Below are 19,900 nucleotides of genomic sequence, written 5' to 3'. Positions count from 1 at the left end.
GGTTATAAATATCCATTTATTAATTTTTAATTATTGATTTAATTGTTTACATACTGTAAAAATCTGATATTATATAAATATCTATATATGTATAAGGAGGGGGATTTTATGAAAAATATGCCTATATTAGAAATACTATTATTTTTAGCTGTTGCTTTTTTTATAGGAAGAAGTCTTACAATTGAAAACCGTCATAAGAAAAAAGGACCATTTATAACTGTTAGAGTATTTTCAAATGTTGCAATTTTTAATATAGTTCTTATAATTTTTATATTAATATCATCATTTATAGCATTTAATAGTGCTACAAAATATTCTATTAATAACGTTATGAATTTATATATTTTGTTACCTGTAATATTTATAATTTATCAAACAGTGTTTTCTCTAAAATTTACACTTTGTCAAGATGGAATATGTTATATAGGACAATTTATAGATTATAAGTACATAAAAAGTGTCCAAATATCTAAAAGCAAAAACAAGTATAATATTGTTATTTTCACACAAAAATCAACACTTACTTTTAAAGTAAGTGAAAATAATAAATTTCTTATTGAAGAAGCTTTTAAAAAATATAAAATTAAACTATCAAAAATAAATTAATTAGCTAATGGGGTATCTTTAAAGATACCCCATTAATTTATTAATATTAATATTTATAAAAACAACTTCCTCCAATAAATTCACGTAATATTGAATTTTCTGGTACTTTATTCATTGGTATTTCTCTAAAAAAATTCAAAAATGATATTAATCTTTGAGCTTCATTAAATACAGTACTGTCTTTACTTATTTTCTTTAATTCCTTTAAAGCATATGGTTTTAATACACATAATTCATATACAAGAGTTGAATTAAACATATCATCTGCTTCCTCTTGATATGGGAATATATTCTTTTTCTCCCCTTTTTTAATTGAAGGCCACATTTTTAATGTTTCTTCTCCACCATATCCTCTTGATAGAAAATCTCTAACAATTCTTCTTATTTTTCTAACATCTGTTGTGTGTATTCTATTATGATTATCTAAATTTAATTGAGTTAAAGCTGATATATAAATTTTATGCTTATATTCTTCCCCAATTGCCTCAGTAAGCATAGGGTTTAGTGCATGTATTCCCTCAACTATTAAAACTCCATTTTGAGGAAGTTTCACCTTATGTCCATGCCACTCTCTTTTTCCTTTCAGAAAATTATAGGTTGGTATTTCAACTTCTTTTCCGTCTAACATTTTTTCTAAATGGTCATTTAAAGTTTTTAAATCTAATGAATGTATTGATTCAAAATCATAATCTCCATTTTCATCTCTAGGACTAAGTTCCCTATCAATAAAATAATCATCTAAACTAAGTGGCACTGGAACAAAACCATTAACCCTTAGCTGTATACTTAATCTATTTGCAAAGGTTGTTTTACCTGATGAAGATGGCCCTGCAATTAAGACTATTTTAACTCCACTTTTTTGTGATATCCTATCTGCAATATATGCAATTTTCTTTTCATGAAGAGCTTCTGACACAAGTATTAAATCTTTAAGATCATTATTTTCAATTTTTTCATTTAAACTTCCAACTTCACCAACACCTAATATATTTAACCATTTTTCTGTTTCATAAAATATTTTTGCAAGTCTTTTTTGTTCCTTATATGGTGGAAGGTTATCTAAATCTTCTTTATTAGGACTTCTTAATATAAATCCTGGCTCATAAAACATTAAATCCCATGCTCTTATAATTCCAGTCTCATATGCCATCTTGCCATAAAAATAATCATATCTACCTTCAAGTTCATAAAGCTTTACTTTATTGAAACTCATATGACTTAATAGTTTAACCTTATCTTCCATTCCATATTTATTAAAAATTTCTATAGCTTCCTGTCTTGATACTTCAATTTTATTTATTTTTACATTATCTTTTATTATTTTTTGCATTCTTTCTTTAATCTTTTTAACATCATCTTCATTAAGAACTTCTTCCTTATGAATTTCTCCAAAAATTCCTTTGCTTATAGAGTGTTCTATGGTTATTTTTGAATCTTTAAAAACATCAAGAGCTGCTTTAATAAATACAAACTGAAGTGTTCTAGTATATACATTCATTCCTTCTTCAGTGTTGAATCTAATTACTTCTAAATTTCCTCCATTATTTATTTCTTGAACTAACTCATAATATTCATTATTCAATTTACATAGTGCAATATTTTTTATTTCATCTTTATAATATTTATCTATTAAATCTTTAAATCTAATTCCCCTTTTAACTTTTATTATTCTTCCATCTTCAAGAGTTAAATTTATATTAGTCATTACATTTATCCTCCTTTAAATCTTTTCTATGATTATGTTAAAAGCTCAATTAAAGCATAGATTTTTCTATATATTAATACCATTATATTACATTTTGTTTCCTGTGAAAACTTATAAAATTTTATCTTTTGTATATAAAAATAAAATCTACAAATAATATTTTTGAGGTGTTTATTTATGTTTATTGTTTTTATAAGAACTGCAATTTTATATGTTTTAGTTATATTAGCAATGAGACTTATGGGAAAACGTCAAATTGGTGAACTTCAACCTTATGAATTTGTAATAACTATTATGATTTCAGATTTAGCATCAATTCCTATGCAAGATAGCAGATTGCCATTAATTTTAGGAATTATTCCTATAATTACATTAATGCTACTTAAAGTGCTTATTTCTCAACTACAACTTAAATGTCAATTTGCAAGAAAACTTATAGAAGGGGAACCTTCCATATTAATTTATAATGGGAAAATTCAATATAAAGCATTAAAGAGTCAACAAATTAATTTAGATGAACTTTTAGAAGAACTTAGGCTTTTAGAATATTTTGATTTAGACCAAATAAAATATGCAATACTTGAAAATAATGGGCATATATCCGTTCTTCCAACTGATTTCAATAATTCTTCAGGTAGTGGTGGAAATACATCTAGTGGTATATCTCAAGGTCAAAGTCAAAATCAATCTGAAAATAAGTCTAAAAATAAAAAGAAATCTAAATCTCAAGATCAAGCTAATAATATACTGCTTCCTAAAGTATTAGTAGCTGATGGAAAAATAAATAAAAATCCACTTACAAAAGTTAACAATGATAAGGATTGGATTAAAAAAGAATTAAAAAAACATGGTATTAACGATATAAAAAAAGTACTTATAGCTTTATATGATACTAATGGTAACTTTAAATATCAACTCTTTAACGAATATGAAAAGGAGAAAAGAAAATGAAAAATACAATAATTTCTCTTATTTTATTTTTTATAGTTGTTGGATTTGTTATTTTTGCAAATAATGAACTTATAAAACTTTGTGATGAAATTTCAAAAGAAAGCTCTCAAATTGAAGAATTACTAGATAGTGGTAACTGGAATGAATCCTATAAAAAAAGTGTTAAGCTTTTAGAACTTTTAAAAACTGATGGATTTGTATCATCTATTTATATAAATCATACTGATATAGATGAACTTATAAATAATACTGTTAGAGCTACTGTTCTTATAAAATGTCATGATAAAGCTGAATCATTATCAACTTTGCATCTAATTAAATATAATGCAGATAGAATCAAACAACTTCAATATCCAACTCTAAACAATATACTTTAATTTTTTCCTTTAATAAAATATAAATGTCCTCTTAAAACATTAAGAGGACATTTATTTTTATATTTAATATTTTTCTACAAAAGTTTCACATTTAGTATCACTTTCATCTTTACAATTATCACCAGATATATCAACATAATTTGCTATACATCTTTGTCTATCATTATACATACAATTTTTTGCATTACATTCTATTTCCATATTAGGATTAGGTCTTTGTTCCATACTCATAATAGAATAACTCATTTCTTCGAAATCCTTACACATTGTTTGTGATGAAGACATTGCTTCTCTTCCACTAACAGCTATTGATTCATTACAACAATAACTATCTTTATTGTGAATACATTCTCTAACTTGACATCTTAATGTAGCCATAAATATACAACTCCTTTTTTATTAATATACCCTATTATTATTTGTAAATTTTTATTTTTAATTCTTAATTTTACATCATAAGTATATTTTTATAGCTACACCTAATATTTAACCTTATTTTTCTATATAATTTTTAACATGTTTAATTACCATGTTTATACTTCCATCACCATTTCTTACAATTTCAAATTTACTTGAATCATTATAAGCTTCTTCATCTATATAAAGATCTATTTCTTTATCTATCTTTAATCTAACTCTTTTTAGTTTCTTCTCTACCCAAGTTTTATCTACGGAAACTTCATCTAAGCCTTGGGACTTTACAAAAGTATTAAAATTTTCTTTTTTAATTTCTTGATCCTTAAATAATTCTTCTGAAAATTCATCTATATTAATAACTTCCTCATTTTTAAGTTTATTTTTAACTTTACTTCTAACCTTTTCAGCCTGATCTGCATCCTCTGGAAAATTTTCTCTTGTCCAAGCTTCAGTAGCCTTTAAGAAAGTTTTTGTCATATCCCTTTCATTTGCAATTATAGTACATCCTAAAAAATTATTTATAAAATAATTTGCTCCATACTCATCTTCATTTTTGCTTTTCCTTTGTTTATCTAAAACCATCAAATTATAATTTTCGTCTTCTCTTATTGGTTTTATAAAAGCTGCCTTTTGAATCTTTTGAGAACTACCAGGAAGTCCTGCTGATTGTGGTACAATTCCAATTCCAATTTTATTATCTAAAAACTCAACATGATGAGTAAAATTTTTTATATAATCCATTTTTAAAATAGCAATCATAGGTCCTTGATCTGTTGTTATAGATGCAACTATAAGGTCACAAGAAGGAATATTAACATTCCCATTCATTATTGCAAACATCTGTCTTGCAAGTTCCTTTGAAAGATTAATTAAATCACTATCTACACCATTTAAATAATCTTGTGTTACTTCCTTTACAATACTTCTTCCTTCATTAAACTTAGCATATTTTAATTCTTCATCCTTAAAACACTTTTCTATATGCTTAAAAACAAATTTATATATATCCTCATTTAAATCTAAAAAATATTCATTTAAAACTGGCTCTCCCCCATTGCTATCTAAAATATGTATAATAGCCTCATTTATATTAATATCATTTATATATTCCATTTTTTAAATTTCCTCCAACTAAAAATCATTAACATTTTATATTGTATCATATATGAAATATAATTCATCTGGCAAGATTGTTTTCAATTAGTTTTATTATTTGGTAAATTTTGCTATAATATTTATAAACCTATTTCTATTTAATTAATTTAAAATTTTATAATGAATTTAAGGGGATTTTAAAATATGAAAGTAAAAAAAGTTATTATTGTTTATTCGATAATAGTAGCAGTTGTTATTATTTCTATTTTTTATCGTTATACATATAAAAATTTTGATTCTATACTTTTTGTTAATCATAATTCTAATTACTATTATGCTCTTAATCATAAAAATCTTAAAGAAACAGGTGATTATAGAATTAAATTTTTTAACTTAATTACATATAACAAACAAACTAAAAAAGAAAAAAATATAATTTTGAAAACTTAGGAGATACTAAAGATATAATTATAGATCCATCTAACATACAATCTTCTGATGATTGGATAATATTTAAAAGTTATAGTTAATATTTAGTAACTACTTCTATGATACAAATAATAATCAATTATATATTAGAAAGTTACACAAAACTTCCTATAAAACTTTAAGGCTTATACTTGGAGATTATATATTTGATGGAAATTCTAAATATGAAAAATTAAAAGAAAATAAAAATTATATTAAAGCTTCATCAGAAAATGAAATATACTAATCACTAATATTAATAAAATCCTCTTTTAATTAATATTTTCTATAACATATTAATTAATAAAATTAATATATTTTATTAATTATGATTTTAGTTAAAAATTATAAAACTAAAGTCAATATTAATATGAAAATTATAGGAGGATATTTATGGATAAAATTTCTACTTGTTCTATTAATTTTTATGATAAAAGTAATCTAATGTTATTTTTAGTTATTTCATTTATAAGCGTATTTATACTTTATAAAATAGTTAAAGGAAGACGACTTAAATGATTTTAATAAAAATTTTCTTATAAACAAAAACTTTCTATTGATAATTGTTATTATTAGATATAAAATATACTTAATAGAAAAATATTGAAATTTTTAAAGATTGGAGATGCTTAAATGAAAGATAAAGATAAAGTGACTAAAGACGATTTTTACGATCAAATTTTAGAGGAAGATAAAAAAGTTGATCCAACAGATCCTTGTGATCCATCACATCCAGATTATCCTTGGGTACCATGTGGACTAAAAAAAGATAATACTAATAAATAAATATTATAAAAAGAGGTTACAAAAAATATTTTGATAACCTCTTAATTATTTTTAATATACTATTTTTGTTATTCTAAACTTACCCTTCTACTGAACCTGCTATATTTACTGCATGATCTCCTATTCTTTCTAGATTACTTATTATATCTAAAAAGATTACACTTCCATAAGCAGTTGTTCTTCCGTTGCTAAGTCTTTTTATATGACTACTTCTTAACTCTTTTTCCATTACATCAATAGCATTTTCTAATTCTTTAAGAAGACCTGAATTTTTAATACTTCTATTTTCATAAGCTTTTATAGCCATTTCAATAGCTTCTAGAGTATTATTATACATAACCTTTAAATCATGTACATCTTCTTCATCATATTTAACTTTTTCATATATCTTTTCTCTTGCAAGATCTGATATATTTTTTGCATGATCTCCAATTCTTTCTATATCATTTATTATATTAAAAGCTGATGTAACATCTTTTGTTATATCATCTGATAATTGAGCTTCAGATAATTTAACTAAATAATCTGCAATTTCTCTCTCTAATGTATTTATAATTCTTTCGTTTTTTATAACTTTATCAGATAGCCCTTCATTTCCTTCAATAAAAGCATTCATAGCAAGTTCAAAATTTTCTTTAGCTTTATATGCCATTCTTACAGTTTCTTTTTCTGCCTGTATTGCAGCTATTACTGGTGTTTCAAGTAATTTTTCATCTAAGTATAGCACTCCATTTTTTTCAATATTATCTTCCCCTGGAAGTATTTTATCTGCAATAAAAACTAATACATTTGCAAAAGGTATTAAAATAATAGTAACTATAATATTAAATATTGTATGAGCATTTGCTATTTGTCTTACAACATTTCCTGAACTTATTACTTGAACAATTTCAATTAGCCAACCTATAAATGGTAAGAAAATAATAGTTCCTATAATATTAAATAATAAATGTATAATTGCTGCTTTTTTTGCTGTTTTATTTGTTCCTACTGCTGAAAGTAATGCAGTTACACAAGTTCCTATGTTACATCCTAAAATTATTGGAATGGCAACATAAAGATCTATTGCACCTGTTGTTGCAAGGGCTATAAGAATTCCTGTTGTTGCTGATGAACTTTGTACTACTGCTGTCATAACTAATCCAGTTATAAGTCCTAAAAACATATTATTTCCAACTAAAAATACAAAATCCTTAAACATATCTGATTCTGCAACTGGCTTCATAGAACCTGACATTAACCCCATTCCTAAAAATAATAAACCAAATCCTAATAAAATATTTGCAATATCTCTTCTCTTTTTGCTCTTGGCTACAAGAGAAATAAATACCCCAACTCCAATTATAAATGGAGCTATACTTTCTAAATCAAGCGAAACCATTTGAGCTGTTATTGTTGTACCAACATTAGCCCCCATTATTACTCCTGTTGCTTGAATTAAATTCATAATTCCTGCATTAACAAAGCTTACAACCATTACAGTTGTAGCACTTGAACTTTGAATAATTGCCGTAACTAATGCTCCTACTGCAACTCCAACAAATCTATTGCTTGTAAATTTCTCAACTATAGACTTTAGTTTTTCACCTGCTGCATTTTCAAGGCCATCTCCCATTAGCTTCATACCATAAAGAAATAAACCTAATCCTCCAACTAGACCTGAAATTATTCCTAATATATTCAATTATATTTTCCTCCAACTCTTTTTCTTTTGATGCACATCTAATTTTATCTACTATTGTTCATAAAGTTAATAGTATTATATAATTATTAAATATTTATTTACATTTATATATTATAATATTTAATTATTTGCTTTAATTTAAGTTTGTATTCATTTGATATAATATTAAAATAAGACTATTATTTTAAATAAAATTATAAAATCTATTTAGGAGGTTTGAATAATGGGAAAAGAATTAGAAACTAGAATTATAAATATAGATGTAGATAAAATTAGAGAAAAATTAGTTAATTTAAAAGCAGAAAAAGTAAAGTCTGAAAATCAAATAAATGATATATATGATTTTGAAGATGGAAGACTTTTAAAAGCAAAAGGATATGCAAGAATTAGAACAGTTAATGATCTTATCAATAATAAAGAAATAATATTTATGACAACAAAAAAAATGCTATCTCAAGGTGAGTTTAAAGAAATGGAAGAGAATGAAGTTATAGTAGATAATAAAACTATGGCTGAAGGAATATTTAAATCTTTAGGTCTTGTACTTCATCAATCTATAAAAAAATATAGAGAAAGTTATAAAGTTTTAGATGGCTTAGTAGAAATTGATATAAATGATAAGGACTTTTGTCCATTCCCTTATATTGAAATTGAAACCTCTTCTTTAGAGTCTTTAAATAAAATTTTATCTTTACTTGGATATACTATAAAAGATACAACTTCAAAAACTATTTATGAATTAATTGATGAATATAATAAAAATCATAAATAAAAAAATGGCTGGGCAAAGTTTATACTAAGTCCAGCCATAATTTTTATATCTAATATATTATATTCTACCATTATAATTTTGATAAATCTTTTGAAGGTCCAAACATTTCATAATGTATTGAATCATTGCTTATTCCCATTTCCTTTAAAGTATCATATATATGCTTCATAAATCCTAAAGGTCCACAGAAATAAAAGTCTCCATCTTTAGGTAAATTTTCTTCAATCCATTCTTTAGTAATGAATCCGACTTCATCATAATCTTCACCTAATATGTCTGCTTCTAATGGAGATTGATAGAATACTCCTGTTTTCATATATTTATTATTTTTCTTTAATTCTTTAAGTTCATTTTTAAAAGTATGTTGAGTTGAATTTAGAACTGCTTGAACAAATGTAACATCTCTTTTATCTTCTAAAGCCTTATATAACATAGACATAGTTGGAGTTACTCCAATACCTCCACTTATTAAAACTAATGGTTTATTGCTATCTTTTAATGTGAATTTTCCAAGTGGATCAGTTATAAATATTGTATCTCCTATTTTTACTTCATCATGCATATATCTAGATACTAATCCGTGTTCTTCTCTTTTAACACTAATTCTATAGAAATCTAAACCTGGTTTCATTGATAAACTATATTGCCTTATAGCTCCTTTATTTTCTCCTTCTTTAATTGGATTTACTGATATAAATTGTCCTGGCATATTCTTCTTTAATTTTTCACCACTTTTAGGTCTCATATAAAAAGATGTAACTACATCATTTTCTTTTACTTTATTAAATATTTCTACTTCTTTCATATTAATCATAATATATTCCCTCCTTTAAATTTTGAATAATTGTATTGTAATATATTATAAATAATAATTGTTAATTAATAAACTATTTTATCATATTTCTTTAATCTATGTATTATTTTTAAAAATATTTATTTAAACAATTTAAAATTTAAACAGATTCTGCAATATTTACTGAATGGTCTCCTATTCTTTCTAAGTTGCTTATTATATCTAAAAATACTACACTTCCATAAGCATTGGTTGTTTTCCCTGTACTAAGCCTTTTTATATGATTATTTCTTAATTGTTTTTCCATGTTATCTATATTATTTTCAATTCTATTTAAAAGTTCTCTATCCTTTACAATATTATCTTTATAAGCATCTATTGCCATTTCCATAATATTTAATGCACTTTTATACATCATATTTAATTCTTTTAAATCCTCATCATCATATTTAATTTTTTCATATATCTTTTCCAATGCAAGTTCAGAAATGTTTTTAGCATGATCTCCTATTCTTTCAATATCATTTATTATATTGAAAGCTGAAGTTATATCATTTATTAAATCATCAGATAATGTTTCTTCAGACAAACTAATTAAATAGTCTGCAATTTCTCTCTCTAATGAATTTATATCCTTTTCATTTTCCATTACTTTTTGTATTAACTTTTCATTATTTTCATTAAATGCTTTCATTGCATTTTCAAAATTGGTTTTTGCTTTATATGCCATAGTAATAGTTGCCTTCTGTGCTTGAACTGTTGCTATAACTGGTGTATCTAATAATTTTTTATCTAAGTATACTTCTTTTCCAGATTCAACACTTTTCTTATCTGGTAATATTTTATTTGCAAGTAATACTAATCCACTAACAAAAGGTAATAAAATAAGAGTTACTGTAACATTAAATATAGTATGTGCATTTGCAACTTGTCTTGGTATATCATTAGGACTTATATATTGAACTATTTTTATTAATATTCCAATAAAAGGTATAAAGATAATTGTTCCAATTATATTAAATAATAAATGAATAATAGCTGCTTTTTTTGCTGTTCTATTAGCTCCTATTGCTGAAAGTAAAGCAGTTACACATGTACCTATATTACAACCTAATATTATTGGAAGTGCAACATAAAGATTTATAGAGCCTGTCATTGACAAAGCTATAAGTATTCCAGTTGTAGCAGATGAACTTTGCACAATTGCAGTCATAACCAATCCTGTTAATATACCTAAAAATACATTGTTTCCAACTAAAAATACAAAATCCTTAAAAAATTCAGATTTTGCAATAGGAGCCATAGAATTTGACATTAGTTCCATTCCTAAAAATAATATCCCAAACCCTAATAAAATATTTGCAATTTCTTTTCTCTTATTATTTTTAGAAATAAACAATATAAATACACCAAGTCCAATTACAAATGGTGCCACATTCTCTAATTTAAACGATACCATTTGAGCCGTTATTGTTGTTCCAATATTAGCTCCCATTATTACTCCAGTTGCTTGAACTAAATTCATAATTCCTGCATTTACAAAACTAACTACCATTACAGTCGTTGCACTTGAACTTTGAATAATAGCAGTAACTATTGCACCTACTAAAACACCTATAAACCTGTTACTTGTAAATCTCTCAACTATTCCTTTTAATTTTTCACCAGCTGCATTTTCAAGCCCATCTCCCATTAACTTCATTCCATAAAGGAATAATCCTAATCCACCTATAACTCCTGAAAGTATACCTAGAATTTCCAAAACATTATCCCTCCAACCTTTTATTTTATAAACTAATCTAAAGTTTTTTTAATATTTTAAAAAATAATATTTTTATATTATCTTTTTTTCATTTCAAGTAAAGTCTATCATAAAAAATTTTTAATTAAATAAATTTAACATAACATTAATATTAATTAATATAGTTTTAATAATAAATATATTAAACAATTTATAAATAATATATTAATTTTAAAATTTACCTTTAATAAAAAAGAAGTTCTTTAAATGTTTATAGCCATTTAAAGAACTTCTTTTATTAAAGTATTTTTCCTTCGAACTCACTTATTCTTTTTACTTCTTTCATAAGTCTTTTAAAGCTTTCAGGCTTTATTGACTGTTGTCCATCACTTAATGCATTTTCTGGATCATTATGAACTTCTATCATAAGCCCATCAGCACCTGCCATTATTGCAGCCTTTGCTAAAGGTTCAACTAAATACCAATATCCTGTAGCATGACTTGGATCAACTATAACAGGTAAATGACTAAGTCTTTTAACAACTGGAATAGCACTTAAGTCTAATGTATTTCTTGTAGCTGTTTCAAAAGTTCTAATTCCTCTTTCACAAAGAATTACATTATCATTTCCACCAGCCATTATGTATTCAGCTGCCATAAGCCATTCTTCAATAGTTGCAGCTATACCTCTTTTTAAAAGTATTGGAGTTTTTGTTCTTCCAACTTGTTTTAAAAGATCAAAGTTTTGCATATTTCTTGCTCCAATTTGTATAACATCAACATTTTCAACAAAATCATCAATGTAGTCTGTTGACATAAGCTCTGTAACTATTGGAAGTCCTGTAACTTCCTTTGCCTTTTTTAAAAGTTTAAGTCCATCAAGTTCTAAACCTTGAAAGCTATATGGTGATGTTCTTGGTTTAAATGCTCCACCCCTTAAAAAAGTTGCTCCAGACTCCTTAACACTTTTTGCAATACTAATAATTTGTTCTTCACTTTCAACTGAACAAGGACCTGCCATAACACCAATGTGTCCTCCACCAATTTTATTTCCAAGAACATCAACTATTGTATCCTCTGGCTTAAATAATCTATTTGCCTTTTTAAAAGGTTCTTGTACGTTAACAACCTTTTCTACCCCATCAAATCTTAAAAGTTTATTTGGATCTATTATTGAAGTATCTCCCATAACTCCAACTATTAAATATGATCCCCCTCTTGATAGGTTTGTTCTAAGTCCTAACTTTTCTACACATTTACTAACTTTATTTATATCATCTGAATTAGCATCTGTATTCATAACAATTATCATAAAATATCCTCCTAAAATACTTCTTAGAAACACCTACTATACTTTCTATCCTAACTTTTTCTAAATTATATTATCTATTTAATAATGCTTCCATTGCAAGTACATATCCAAATTCACCAAAACCTGAAATCTGACCAATACATGCTGCTGCTGTAACTGATTTTTTTCTAAATTCATCCCTATTTTGTACATTTGATAAATGTACTTCTACTGTATCTATACTTACACTTTTTATTGCATCATAAATTGCATAACTATAGTGAGTATAAGCTCCTGGATTTATTATAATACCATCAAAATTTTCAAAATAAGCTCTTTGAATGGCATTTATTATTTCTCCTTCAATATTACTTTGAAAAAGAGTTATATCTACTTTTCTCTTTTCCCCTTCATTTTTAATATATTCTTCAACCTCTTTAAAACTTTTAGCTCCATAAATTTTCTTTTCTCTTATACCAAGCATGTTTAAGTTAGGACCATTTATAACCATTAATTTCATAATTAATTACTCCTTAATCTTTCCCTTTAACTTTAATTTAGTTAAATCAATTGTATCTCTTAAAAATCCTTCGTTAATAACTTCTATATTAGAACAATTTTTGTATTTTTCAAATCTTTCCTCATAAAGGCTATATAATTTATCTTTTCCTGATTTAAGTAAAGGTCTTTTTGAAATATCAATATCATTTAAAATTTTTTCAATTGGTCTATTTATAAATACAATGATACCATGTTCCTTTAAAATATTTATGTTAATATCTTTTTTAATTACTCCTCCACCAGTTGAAATTACACATCTATTTTTTTTTGTAAGTTCTAAACAAGCTTTAGTTTCTAATTTTCTAAAGGCATCTTCTGACTTTTTAAATATATCTTTTATTTGTATTCCTTCATTTTTTTCAATATATTCATCCATGTCATAAAAATTGTATTTTAACTCCTTAGCTAAAATTCTTCCTATTGTAGTTTTCCCACATCCTGGCATACCAATAAGGATAATTTTATCTCTCTTTTTCATAACTTCTCCTTGATTTAAACTCTTTAATAAGTTTGTTATATATATCTATTATAACCTTTTTATCAATAGTTTTATCTTGCCAAATCTCCTCTGCTTTAACGGCTTGCCCTACAAGCATCATAAGTCCACTACAAGTTATTTTATTATTTTCCTTACCTAATTTAATAAACTCTGTTTCTAATGGATTATATATTAAATCAACTAATACATCATAATTTTTTATTATTTCTAAAGTAACTGGTGAATCCTTCATTTTAGGATACATACCTACAGGAGTAGTATTAATAATAATATCCCCTAAAACTCCCTTTAAATCTTTGTATTCTATTACTTTTATTTTTTCTTCATTTTTGTATACATCTTTTTTCTTTCTACTAACTAATAGTATTTCTGATACATGAGAGTCTAAAAGATAAGTAATTACTGCCTTACTTGCACCACCAGTTCCAAGTACAGTAACTTTTTTCCCTGTTACATTAATATTTTTATCCTCTAACATATATTTAAATCCATAATAATCAGTGTTATAACCTATAAGTTTTCCTGATTTATTAAAAATTGTATTAACAGCTCCAATATTTTTAGCTTCTTTAGATATTTCATCTAAATATTCAATGACCTTTTCTTTATATGGAATTGTAACATTTACTCCTCTAATAGTTAAAGTTTTTAATGCCTCTCTTAAGTTTCCTATATTTTCTTTAGGTATTTCAAATAACCTATAACTATCATTAACATTAAGAGTTTCAAAAATCATATTATGTATTTTAGGTGAAATAGAATGAGAAAGTTTTTCTCCTATAAGTCCATAAAAATTAACTTGATTATCACTTTTTTCTTCTACTCTACCTAATTTTCTTTTTTGTAAATCCTTAGATACTTTCATTAAATTTATAAAAAATTCTTCAATTTCTTTAGTGTAATCTTTATTTTCTAATCTATCAACATTTTTTTTAATTACTTTTTCTTCTCTTTCTTCATTAAATATTGGAAGATTGTTTTCTTTTTTATATTCCGCTACCTTTAATACCACATTCATTCTTTTTTCAAATAACTTTGTTATTTCATTATCTATTTTATCTATTTCTTTTCTGTAGCTCTCTAAAGATTTCATTGTTATCTTCCTTTCAAAAGTTCTAAAATTCCAATAGCAGCAACACTTTCTATAACTGGAAGTGCCCTTTGAACTATACAAGGATCATGTCTTCCTTCTATTTTTAGTTCTTCTTCCTTTTTGCTTTGTAAATTTATTGTATGTTGAGGTTTTGAAATAGAAGCTGTAGGCTTAATTGCTACTTTAAATATTACTGGCATTCCATTTGTAATTCCTCCAAGTACTCCTCCATTATGATTTGTCTTTGTTCTAATCTCGTCTCCATCATAATAAAATTCATCATTTGCTTCTGAACCTTTAAGTTTTGAAATATTAAATCCATCTCCAAACTCTACCCCTTTAACTGCTGGAACAGAAAATAAAAGATGTGATAAGGTAGATTCTACAGAATCAAAAAATGGATTTCCAATACCTGCATTTATGTTAACTACCGCACATTCAATAACTCCACCAACAGAGTCTCCAGAAATTTTAGCATTTAATATTTCATTTCTCATATCATCTTCTAAAGATGAATTTACAAGAGGTAACTCCATATTTGGAAGATTTTTAATTAAATCTCCCTGTATATTTGTAGGGTTAAAAGAATCATCACAAACAGAACCTATACTTTTAATATGAGCTACTATCCTTATTCCCTTACTTTCTAATATTTGCTTACATATTGCCCCTGCAAATACTAAAGGTGCTGTAATTCTTCCAGAGAAATGTCCTCCACCTCTATAATCATTAAATCCTTCATATCTAATATTACCAGTATAATCTGCATGACCTGGTCTCATTAAATCTTTAAGTTTACTATAATCCTTTGATCTTCTATCACTATTTTTTATTATTCCACAAAGAGGTGTTCCTGTTGTCCTTCCATTAAATATTCCACTTAAAATTTCAATTTTATCTCCTTCTTTTCTTGCAGTTGAAATAGAGCTTCTTCCTGGTGCTCTTCTTTCCATTTCAAAATTTATTCTATCTATATCTAATAAAAATCCAGAAGGAAGACCATCTATTGTAATTCCAATGCCTTCTCCATGGGATTCACCAAAAATTGATAATTTTATGTTATTTCCCCACATTCCACTCATTAAATTGTCCTCCTAGCCTTTTAAAATCTTCAAAAAATTTAGGGTAAGATTTAGAAACACACTTATAATCTTCTAGTATTATTGGATTTTTACATCTTGTAGCTGCAATAGATAGCATCATAGCTATTCTATGATCTTTATGGCTCCAAACAGAAACGCCACCCTTAAATTCTTTAATTCCTTCAATTATTAATCCATCTTCTGTTTCTTTTATTTTGCCACCAAGCTTTGAAAGTTCTAAATTAATAGCTGAAAGTCTATCACATTCTTTTATTCTAAGTCTTTTAGCATTTATAATTTTTGTTTTTCCTTCTGAAAGACAAGCAACTACTGAAAGTATAGGAATTATATCTGGACAACTTGAAGCATCAATAATAGTTCCTTTAAGCTTATTTGAAACTCCAATTATTCCAGAATTACTTAAACTTAACTTTTCATTATTAAATAATACTCCCATTTTCTCTAATATTTCAATAACTTCCTTATCTCCTTGAAGGGATTCTCTATCTAATCCTTCACATATAACTTCATTACCTAAGGCATCTCCACATAAGAAAAAAGCTCCTTGGGAGTAATCTCCCTCTACTTTATACTCTCTTCCCTTATATTTTTGATTTCCTTTAATATTAAATTCCCTATAATTATTATTTTCTACAATAACTCCAAAATCTTTAAGAGCTTTAATAGTTAAATCTATATATCCCTTTGATTCAAGTGGTCCCTCAATAATTATTTTTGAGTTTCCATCTAAAAGTGGAAGAGTAAACATAAGTCCTGTTATAAACTGTGAGCTTATATCTCCTCTAACATGAAATTCTCCATTTTTTAACTTTCCTTCTGTTTTAAGAATTACTTCGCCTTCATTATGTAAATATTTAATTCCCTGCTCATTAAAAATATTATAATAAACATTAAGAGGTCTCTTACCTAAGTTTCCTCTTCCAATAAATTTATTTTTTCCATTATCTAAAGATGCAATTGGAATTAAAAATCTAAGGGTTGAACCAGATTCATTACAATCTATAATTCTTTCTCCCCTTTTCATATTCTTTATGTTTATACCTTTAACAATTAATCTTTTATCATCTAATTTAATTTCTGCACCTAAGGCTTTCATTCCATTTATTGTTGCAATTATATCATCTGATAAATCTATATTTTTTATTATACTTTCATCTTCACTAAGAGATGCACAAATTACTGCCCTGTGAGCCATACTTTTTGAAGGAGGAATAATTACTTCTCCCTTAAGTTTATTATTATATATTTTAAGACTTTCCATACTCTTAAAATTTCTCCTCCTATCTAAAGAAATCTACTGTTGTATTATAAATTTTTGCATTTCCTATTTCTTTCATAATTATTATCTTTAAGGTACTCCCCATATTCTTTTTATCTAAAGATATAGTTTCAATTATATCTTCCATATCATTAATTTCTACATTATAAGGAAGACCATATCTTATTAAAATTTCTTTAACCTTATCTGATAGATTTTCATTTGTTAATCCCTTTTTCTCTGCAAGTCTTGTAATTAAATACATTCCAATACTTACACCTTCACCATGAGTAAACTTTGAAAAACCATAATGCTTTTCAATAGCATGACCTAATGTATGTCCAAAATTTAAAACCATTCTTTCTCCAAGGTCTTTTTCATCTTTTTCTACAATTTCTCTCTTAATATTACAACAAGTATAAATTATCTCCTCAATATGTTTCATTACATCTTCTCTGCTATTTAAACTATTTAAAAGAAGATATAAATTTTTATCTTTTATAAAGCCATATTTTATAACTTCACCCATTCCATCTCTATAAAATTTATCTTCTAAAGTATTTAAAACATTAGGATCAATTAAAACTCTCTTAGGTTGATAAAAACTTCCAATCAAGTTTTTGCCTCTATCTAAATCAACTCCAACTTTCCCTCCAACACTACTATCAACTTGTGAAAGTAGTGTTGTTGGTATTTGAATAAAGGAAACTCCCCTTAAAAACGTTGCAGCAATAAATCCTCCAAGGTCTCCAACAACACCTCCCCCTAAAGTAATTATTAAATCCTTCCTTGTTAATTTAAAATCTAATAATTTATCATATATTAAGGGTAATGTATTAAATGATTTACTTTCTTCCCCTGGTTCTACTGCATATTTATCTACATTAAATCCATCTTTTTTTAAAGAATTTAAAACTATATCTCCATAAAATTTATCTACATTTTTATCTGTAATAATAAATATTTTTTCTCCATTAAAAACCTTTCTTACACTTTTAGAAACATCTTTAATTAATCCTTTTTGTATTTCTATATTGTAGGAGTTTTCTCCTAAATCCACTAATAATTCTTTCATAAAATACCTCTTACTTTATAAAATAGGAGCTAATAATCTAATAATAGACTCCATAATTCTTTGTCCTCTTGGTCTGTTAACAAATTCATCTAAGATAACCTCAGTTGAATCTTCTAAGTCCTTCATAAATTGCTCTTCACAAACCTTTGCTTCATGCTCATCAAATATAAAGGCATTAACCTCAAAATTTAAACTAAAGCTTCTTATATCCATATTAGCAGTTCCAATACTTACAACAGCACTATCAACTACTAAAGTTTTTGCATGAATAAATCCATTTTCATAATAATAAACTCTAGCCCCAGCCTTTAATAATGCTCCTATATAAGAATCTGCTGCCCATTTCATAAATTTATGATCTGGATTTCCTGGAATAAGTATTCTAACATCTACTCCTGACAGAGCTGATATTCTTATTGCCTCTAAAATAGGTTCATCTGGTACAAAGTAAGGTGATGTTAAATATATATTTTTCTTTGCATTATTAATCATTTTAAGATAAGCATTTTTAATGTATTCCTCATTATGATCTGGTCCACTTGTTACTATTTGTATTCCAACTTCACCATCTTCATAATCTTTATGAGGCATAAATTTACTAAAATCTTCAATATCTTCTCCTGATGCATAACACCAATCTAAAAGAAATCTTTCATTTAAATCATTAACGGCATTTCCTCTTATTCTTACATGAGTATCTCTCCAAAATCCTATTTTTTTATCTAAGTTTATATATTCATCTCCAACATTAAAACCACCAACATAACCATAAATTCCATCAATTACAACTATTTTTCTGTGATTTCTATAATTAACACGTGTATTTATATGAGGAAGTATTCCTGGAAAAAATATTGCAAACTTTCCACCTAACTCTAAAAATAACTTTAATTTTCTTTTAGTTATTGTATAAGATCCCATACTATCAACTAAAAGTCTTACTTCAACACCTTCAGCTAATTTTTCTTCTAATGCTTTAATTATTTTTGCTCCTATTTTATCTTTTCTAAATATATAATACTCAATGTGTATATATTTTTTTGCATTTCTTATATCTTCTAAAAGTTGCTTAAATTTATCTTCTCCATTTACATATATATCAATGTCATTTCCTACTGTATATCTTGCTCCGCTATTATTGTAATTCATCTTTCTAAGGTCTAAAAACTGTTCTCCACCATCATGACCACTATTGTCATTTAATAGTTCATTTAGTTCCTTTTTCTTATTTACATCTCTTATTATTTTATTCTTAAAGAGCTTTTGCCTACTAAAATTCTGTCCAAGGATTATGTAGATTAGAAAACCTAATCCTGGTAGCAATATAAATATTAAAAGCCAAGCCCAAGTTGTTGTAGGGTCTTTTCTTTCAATAAATATTAATGAAAATGCTAATACAACATTTAGAAATAATATTACTCCAATAACAGTTATATGAACGCTCACTCTCGCTTCCTCCTATAAATTATATTTATCTCTCATAAATACTCCGTTTATTTTAAAGTTTATCCTTTTTAATAGTTTTTATTTATTTATTTATTATAGCCTTTTTCAAAAGTCCAATCAAACATAAAGATTTAAATATTTATATATTTGTAACAATAAAATATTTTACTTCTTTAATA

The 19,900-nt window shown here is 25.8% G+C and carries 21 protein-coding genes; 7 read left to right on the top strand and 14 right to left on the bottom strand.

The features are described 5' to 3' along the window. Positions 1-108: 108 nt before the first annotated feature. Positions 109-606: a hypothetical protein gene (locus J2Z53_RS04130; RefSeq protein ID WP_209795974.1), complete on the top strand. Its 498-nt coding sequence runs from the start codon at positions 109-111 to the stop codon at positions 604-606. Between the two features lie 46 nt (positions 607-652). Here the strand turns inward: J2Z53_RS04130 and J2Z53_RS04125 are convergent, their stop codons facing one another. Next, entirely contained in the window at positions 653-2,311 is a 1,659-nt protein-coding gene (locus J2Z53_RS04125) for a nucleoside kinase (RefSeq protein ID WP_209795973.1), read from the bottom strand. Between the two features lie 177 nt (positions 2,312-2,488). On the opposite strand from J2Z53_RS04125, the gene J2Z53_RS04120 reads away from it, so the two are divergent. Further along, positions 2,489-3,262, top strand: a complete 774-nt coding sequence (locus tag J2Z53_RS04120) for a YetF domain-containing protein (RefSeq protein WP_209795972.1) — start codon at positions 2,489-2,491, stop codon at positions 3,260-3,262. Next, positions 3,259-3,639, top strand: a complete 381-nt coding sequence (locus J2Z53_RS04115) for a DUF4363 family protein (protein ID WP_209795971.1) — start codon at positions 3,259-3,261, stop codon at positions 3,637-3,639. Before J2Z53_RS04120 ends, J2Z53_RS04115 begins: the two co-directional genes overlap by 4 nt. A gap of 63 nt (positions 3,640-3,702) precedes the next feature. Here J2Z53_RS04115 and J2Z53_RS04110 read toward each other — a convergent pair whose 3' ends face one another. Further along, a complete protein-coding gene (locus J2Z53_RS04110; RefSeq protein WP_209795970.1) occupies positions 3,703-4,017 on the bottom strand; it encodes a DUF1540 domain-containing protein in 315 nt (104 codons plus the stop codon). A 114-nt stretch (positions 4,018-4,131) separates the two neighbouring features. Further along, complete coding sequence (locus J2Z53_RS04105) at positions 4,132-5,169, bottom strand: nucleoid-associated protein (RefSeq protein ID WP_209795969.1); 1,038 nt, start codon at positions 5,167-5,169, stop codon at positions 4,132-4,134. A gap of 186 nt (positions 5,170-5,355) precedes the next feature. Between J2Z53_RS04105 and J2Z53_RS04100 the strand changes: the two genes are divergently transcribed. The 3 genes from J2Z53_RS04100 (at position 5,356) to J2Z53_RS12915 (ending at position 6,405) form a co-directional block, all read left to right on the top strand. Next, positions 5,356-5,601: a hypothetical protein gene (locus J2Z53_RS04100; protein ID WP_209795968.1), complete on the top strand. Its 246-nt coding sequence runs from the start codon at positions 5,356-5,358 to the stop codon at positions 5,599-5,601. Positions 5,602-6,012: 411 nt separating this feature from the next. Continuing rightward, complete coding sequence (locus tag J2Z53_RS12920; protein ID WP_268835799.1) at positions 6,013-6,138, top strand: hypothetical protein; 126 nt, start codon at positions 6,013-6,015, stop codon at positions 6,136-6,138. Positions 6,139-6,270: 132 nt separating this feature from the next. Further along, positions 6,271-6,405 carry a hypothetical protein gene (locus J2Z53_RS12915; protein WP_268835798.1) on the top strand — a complete coding sequence of 45 codons (135 nt, stop codon included), beginning with the start codon at positions 6,271-6,273 and terminating at the stop codon, positions 6,403-6,405. Positions 6,406-6,484: 79 nt separating this feature from the next. Here J2Z53_RS12915 and J2Z53_RS04095 read toward each other — a convergent pair whose 3' ends face one another. After that, positions 6,485-8,089: a Na/Pi cotransporter family protein gene (locus J2Z53_RS04095; protein WP_209795967.1), complete on the bottom strand. Its 1,605-nt coding sequence runs from the start codon at positions 8,087-8,089 to the stop codon at positions 6,485-6,487. A 223-nt stretch (positions 8,090-8,312) separates the two neighbouring features. Here J2Z53_RS04095 and J2Z53_RS04090 point away from each other — a divergent pair, with 223 nt between their 5' ends. Then, entirely contained in the window at positions 8,313-8,861 is a 549-nt protein-coding gene (locus tag J2Z53_RS04090) for a class IV adenylate cyclase (RefSeq protein WP_209795966.1), read from the top strand. 70 nt (positions 8,862-8,931) lie between these two features. Here J2Z53_RS04090 and J2Z53_RS04085 read toward each other — a convergent pair whose 3' ends face one another. The 10 genes from J2Z53_RS04085 to cls all read right to left on the bottom strand — a co-directional run bounded on the left by J2Z53_RS04085 (position 8,932) and on the right by cls (position 19,721). Beyond that, entirely contained in the window at positions 8,932-9,675 is a 744-nt protein-coding gene (locus tag J2Z53_RS04085) for an FAD-binding oxidoreductase (protein WP_209795965.1), read from the bottom strand. 139 nt (positions 9,676-9,814) lie between these two features. Beyond that, positions 9,815-11,416, bottom strand: coding sequence for a Na/Pi cotransporter family protein (locus tag J2Z53_RS04080; RefSeq protein WP_209795964.1), 1,602 nt, complete (start codon positions 11,414-11,416; stop codon positions 9,815-9,817). A 277-nt stretch (positions 11,417-11,693) separates the two neighbouring features. After that, entirely contained in the window at positions 11,694-12,707 is a 1,014-nt protein-coding gene (aroF, locus tag J2Z53_RS04075) for a 3-deoxy-7-phosphoheptulonate synthase (RefSeq protein WP_209795963.1), read from the bottom strand. 70 nt (positions 12,708-12,777) lie between these two features. Beyond that, complete coding sequence (gene aroQ, locus J2Z53_RS04070) at positions 12,778-13,206, bottom strand: type II 3-dehydroquinate dehydratase (RefSeq protein WP_209795962.1); 429 nt, start codon at positions 13,204-13,206, stop codon at positions 12,778-12,780. A 6-nt stretch (positions 13,207-13,212) separates the two neighbouring features. Then, positions 13,213-13,725, bottom strand: coding sequence for a shikimate kinase (locus J2Z53_RS04065; protein ID WP_209795961.1), 513 nt, complete (start codon positions 13,723-13,725; stop codon positions 13,213-13,215). Continuing rightward, positions 13,709-14,839, bottom strand: coding sequence for a shikimate dehydrogenase (gene aroE / locus J2Z53_RS04060; RefSeq protein WP_209795960.1), 1,131 nt, complete (start codon positions 14,837-14,839; stop codon positions 13,709-13,711). The genes J2Z53_RS04065 and aroE overlap by 17 nt, the downstream gene beginning before the upstream one ends. 2 nt (positions 14,840-14,841) lie before the next feature. Beyond that, complete coding sequence (gene aroC / locus J2Z53_RS04055; protein WP_209795959.1) at positions 14,842-15,921, bottom strand: chorismate synthase; 1,080 nt, start codon at positions 15,919-15,921, stop codon at positions 14,842-14,844. Then, a complete protein-coding gene (gene aroA, locus J2Z53_RS04050) occupies positions 15,899-17,203 on the bottom strand; it encodes a 3-phosphoshikimate 1-carboxyvinyltransferase (protein ID WP_209795958.1) in 1,305 nt (434 codons plus the stop codon). The genes aroC and aroA overlap by 23 nt, the downstream gene beginning before the upstream one ends. Before the next feature lie 19 nt (positions 17,204-17,222). Next, a complete protein-coding gene (gene aroB, locus J2Z53_RS04045; protein WP_209795957.1) occupies positions 17,223-18,275 on the bottom strand; it encodes a 3-dehydroquinate synthase in 1,053 nt (350 codons plus the stop codon). A gap of 15 nt (positions 18,276-18,290) precedes the next feature. Continuing rightward, positions 18,291-19,721, bottom strand: a complete 1,431-nt coding sequence (cls, locus tag J2Z53_RS04040) for a cardiolipin synthase (protein WP_209795956.1) — start codon at positions 19,719-19,721, stop codon at positions 18,291-18,293. Positions 19,722-19,900: the final 179 nt, after the last annotated feature.

The sequence above is a fragment of the Clostridium moniliforme genome (assembly GCF_017873235.1).
GTDB classification, from domain to species: Bacteria; Bacillota; Clostridia; order Clostridiales; family Clostridiaceae; genus Clostridium; species Clostridium moniliforme.
This window is presented reverse-complemented; position numbering and strand designations above follow the sequence as displayed.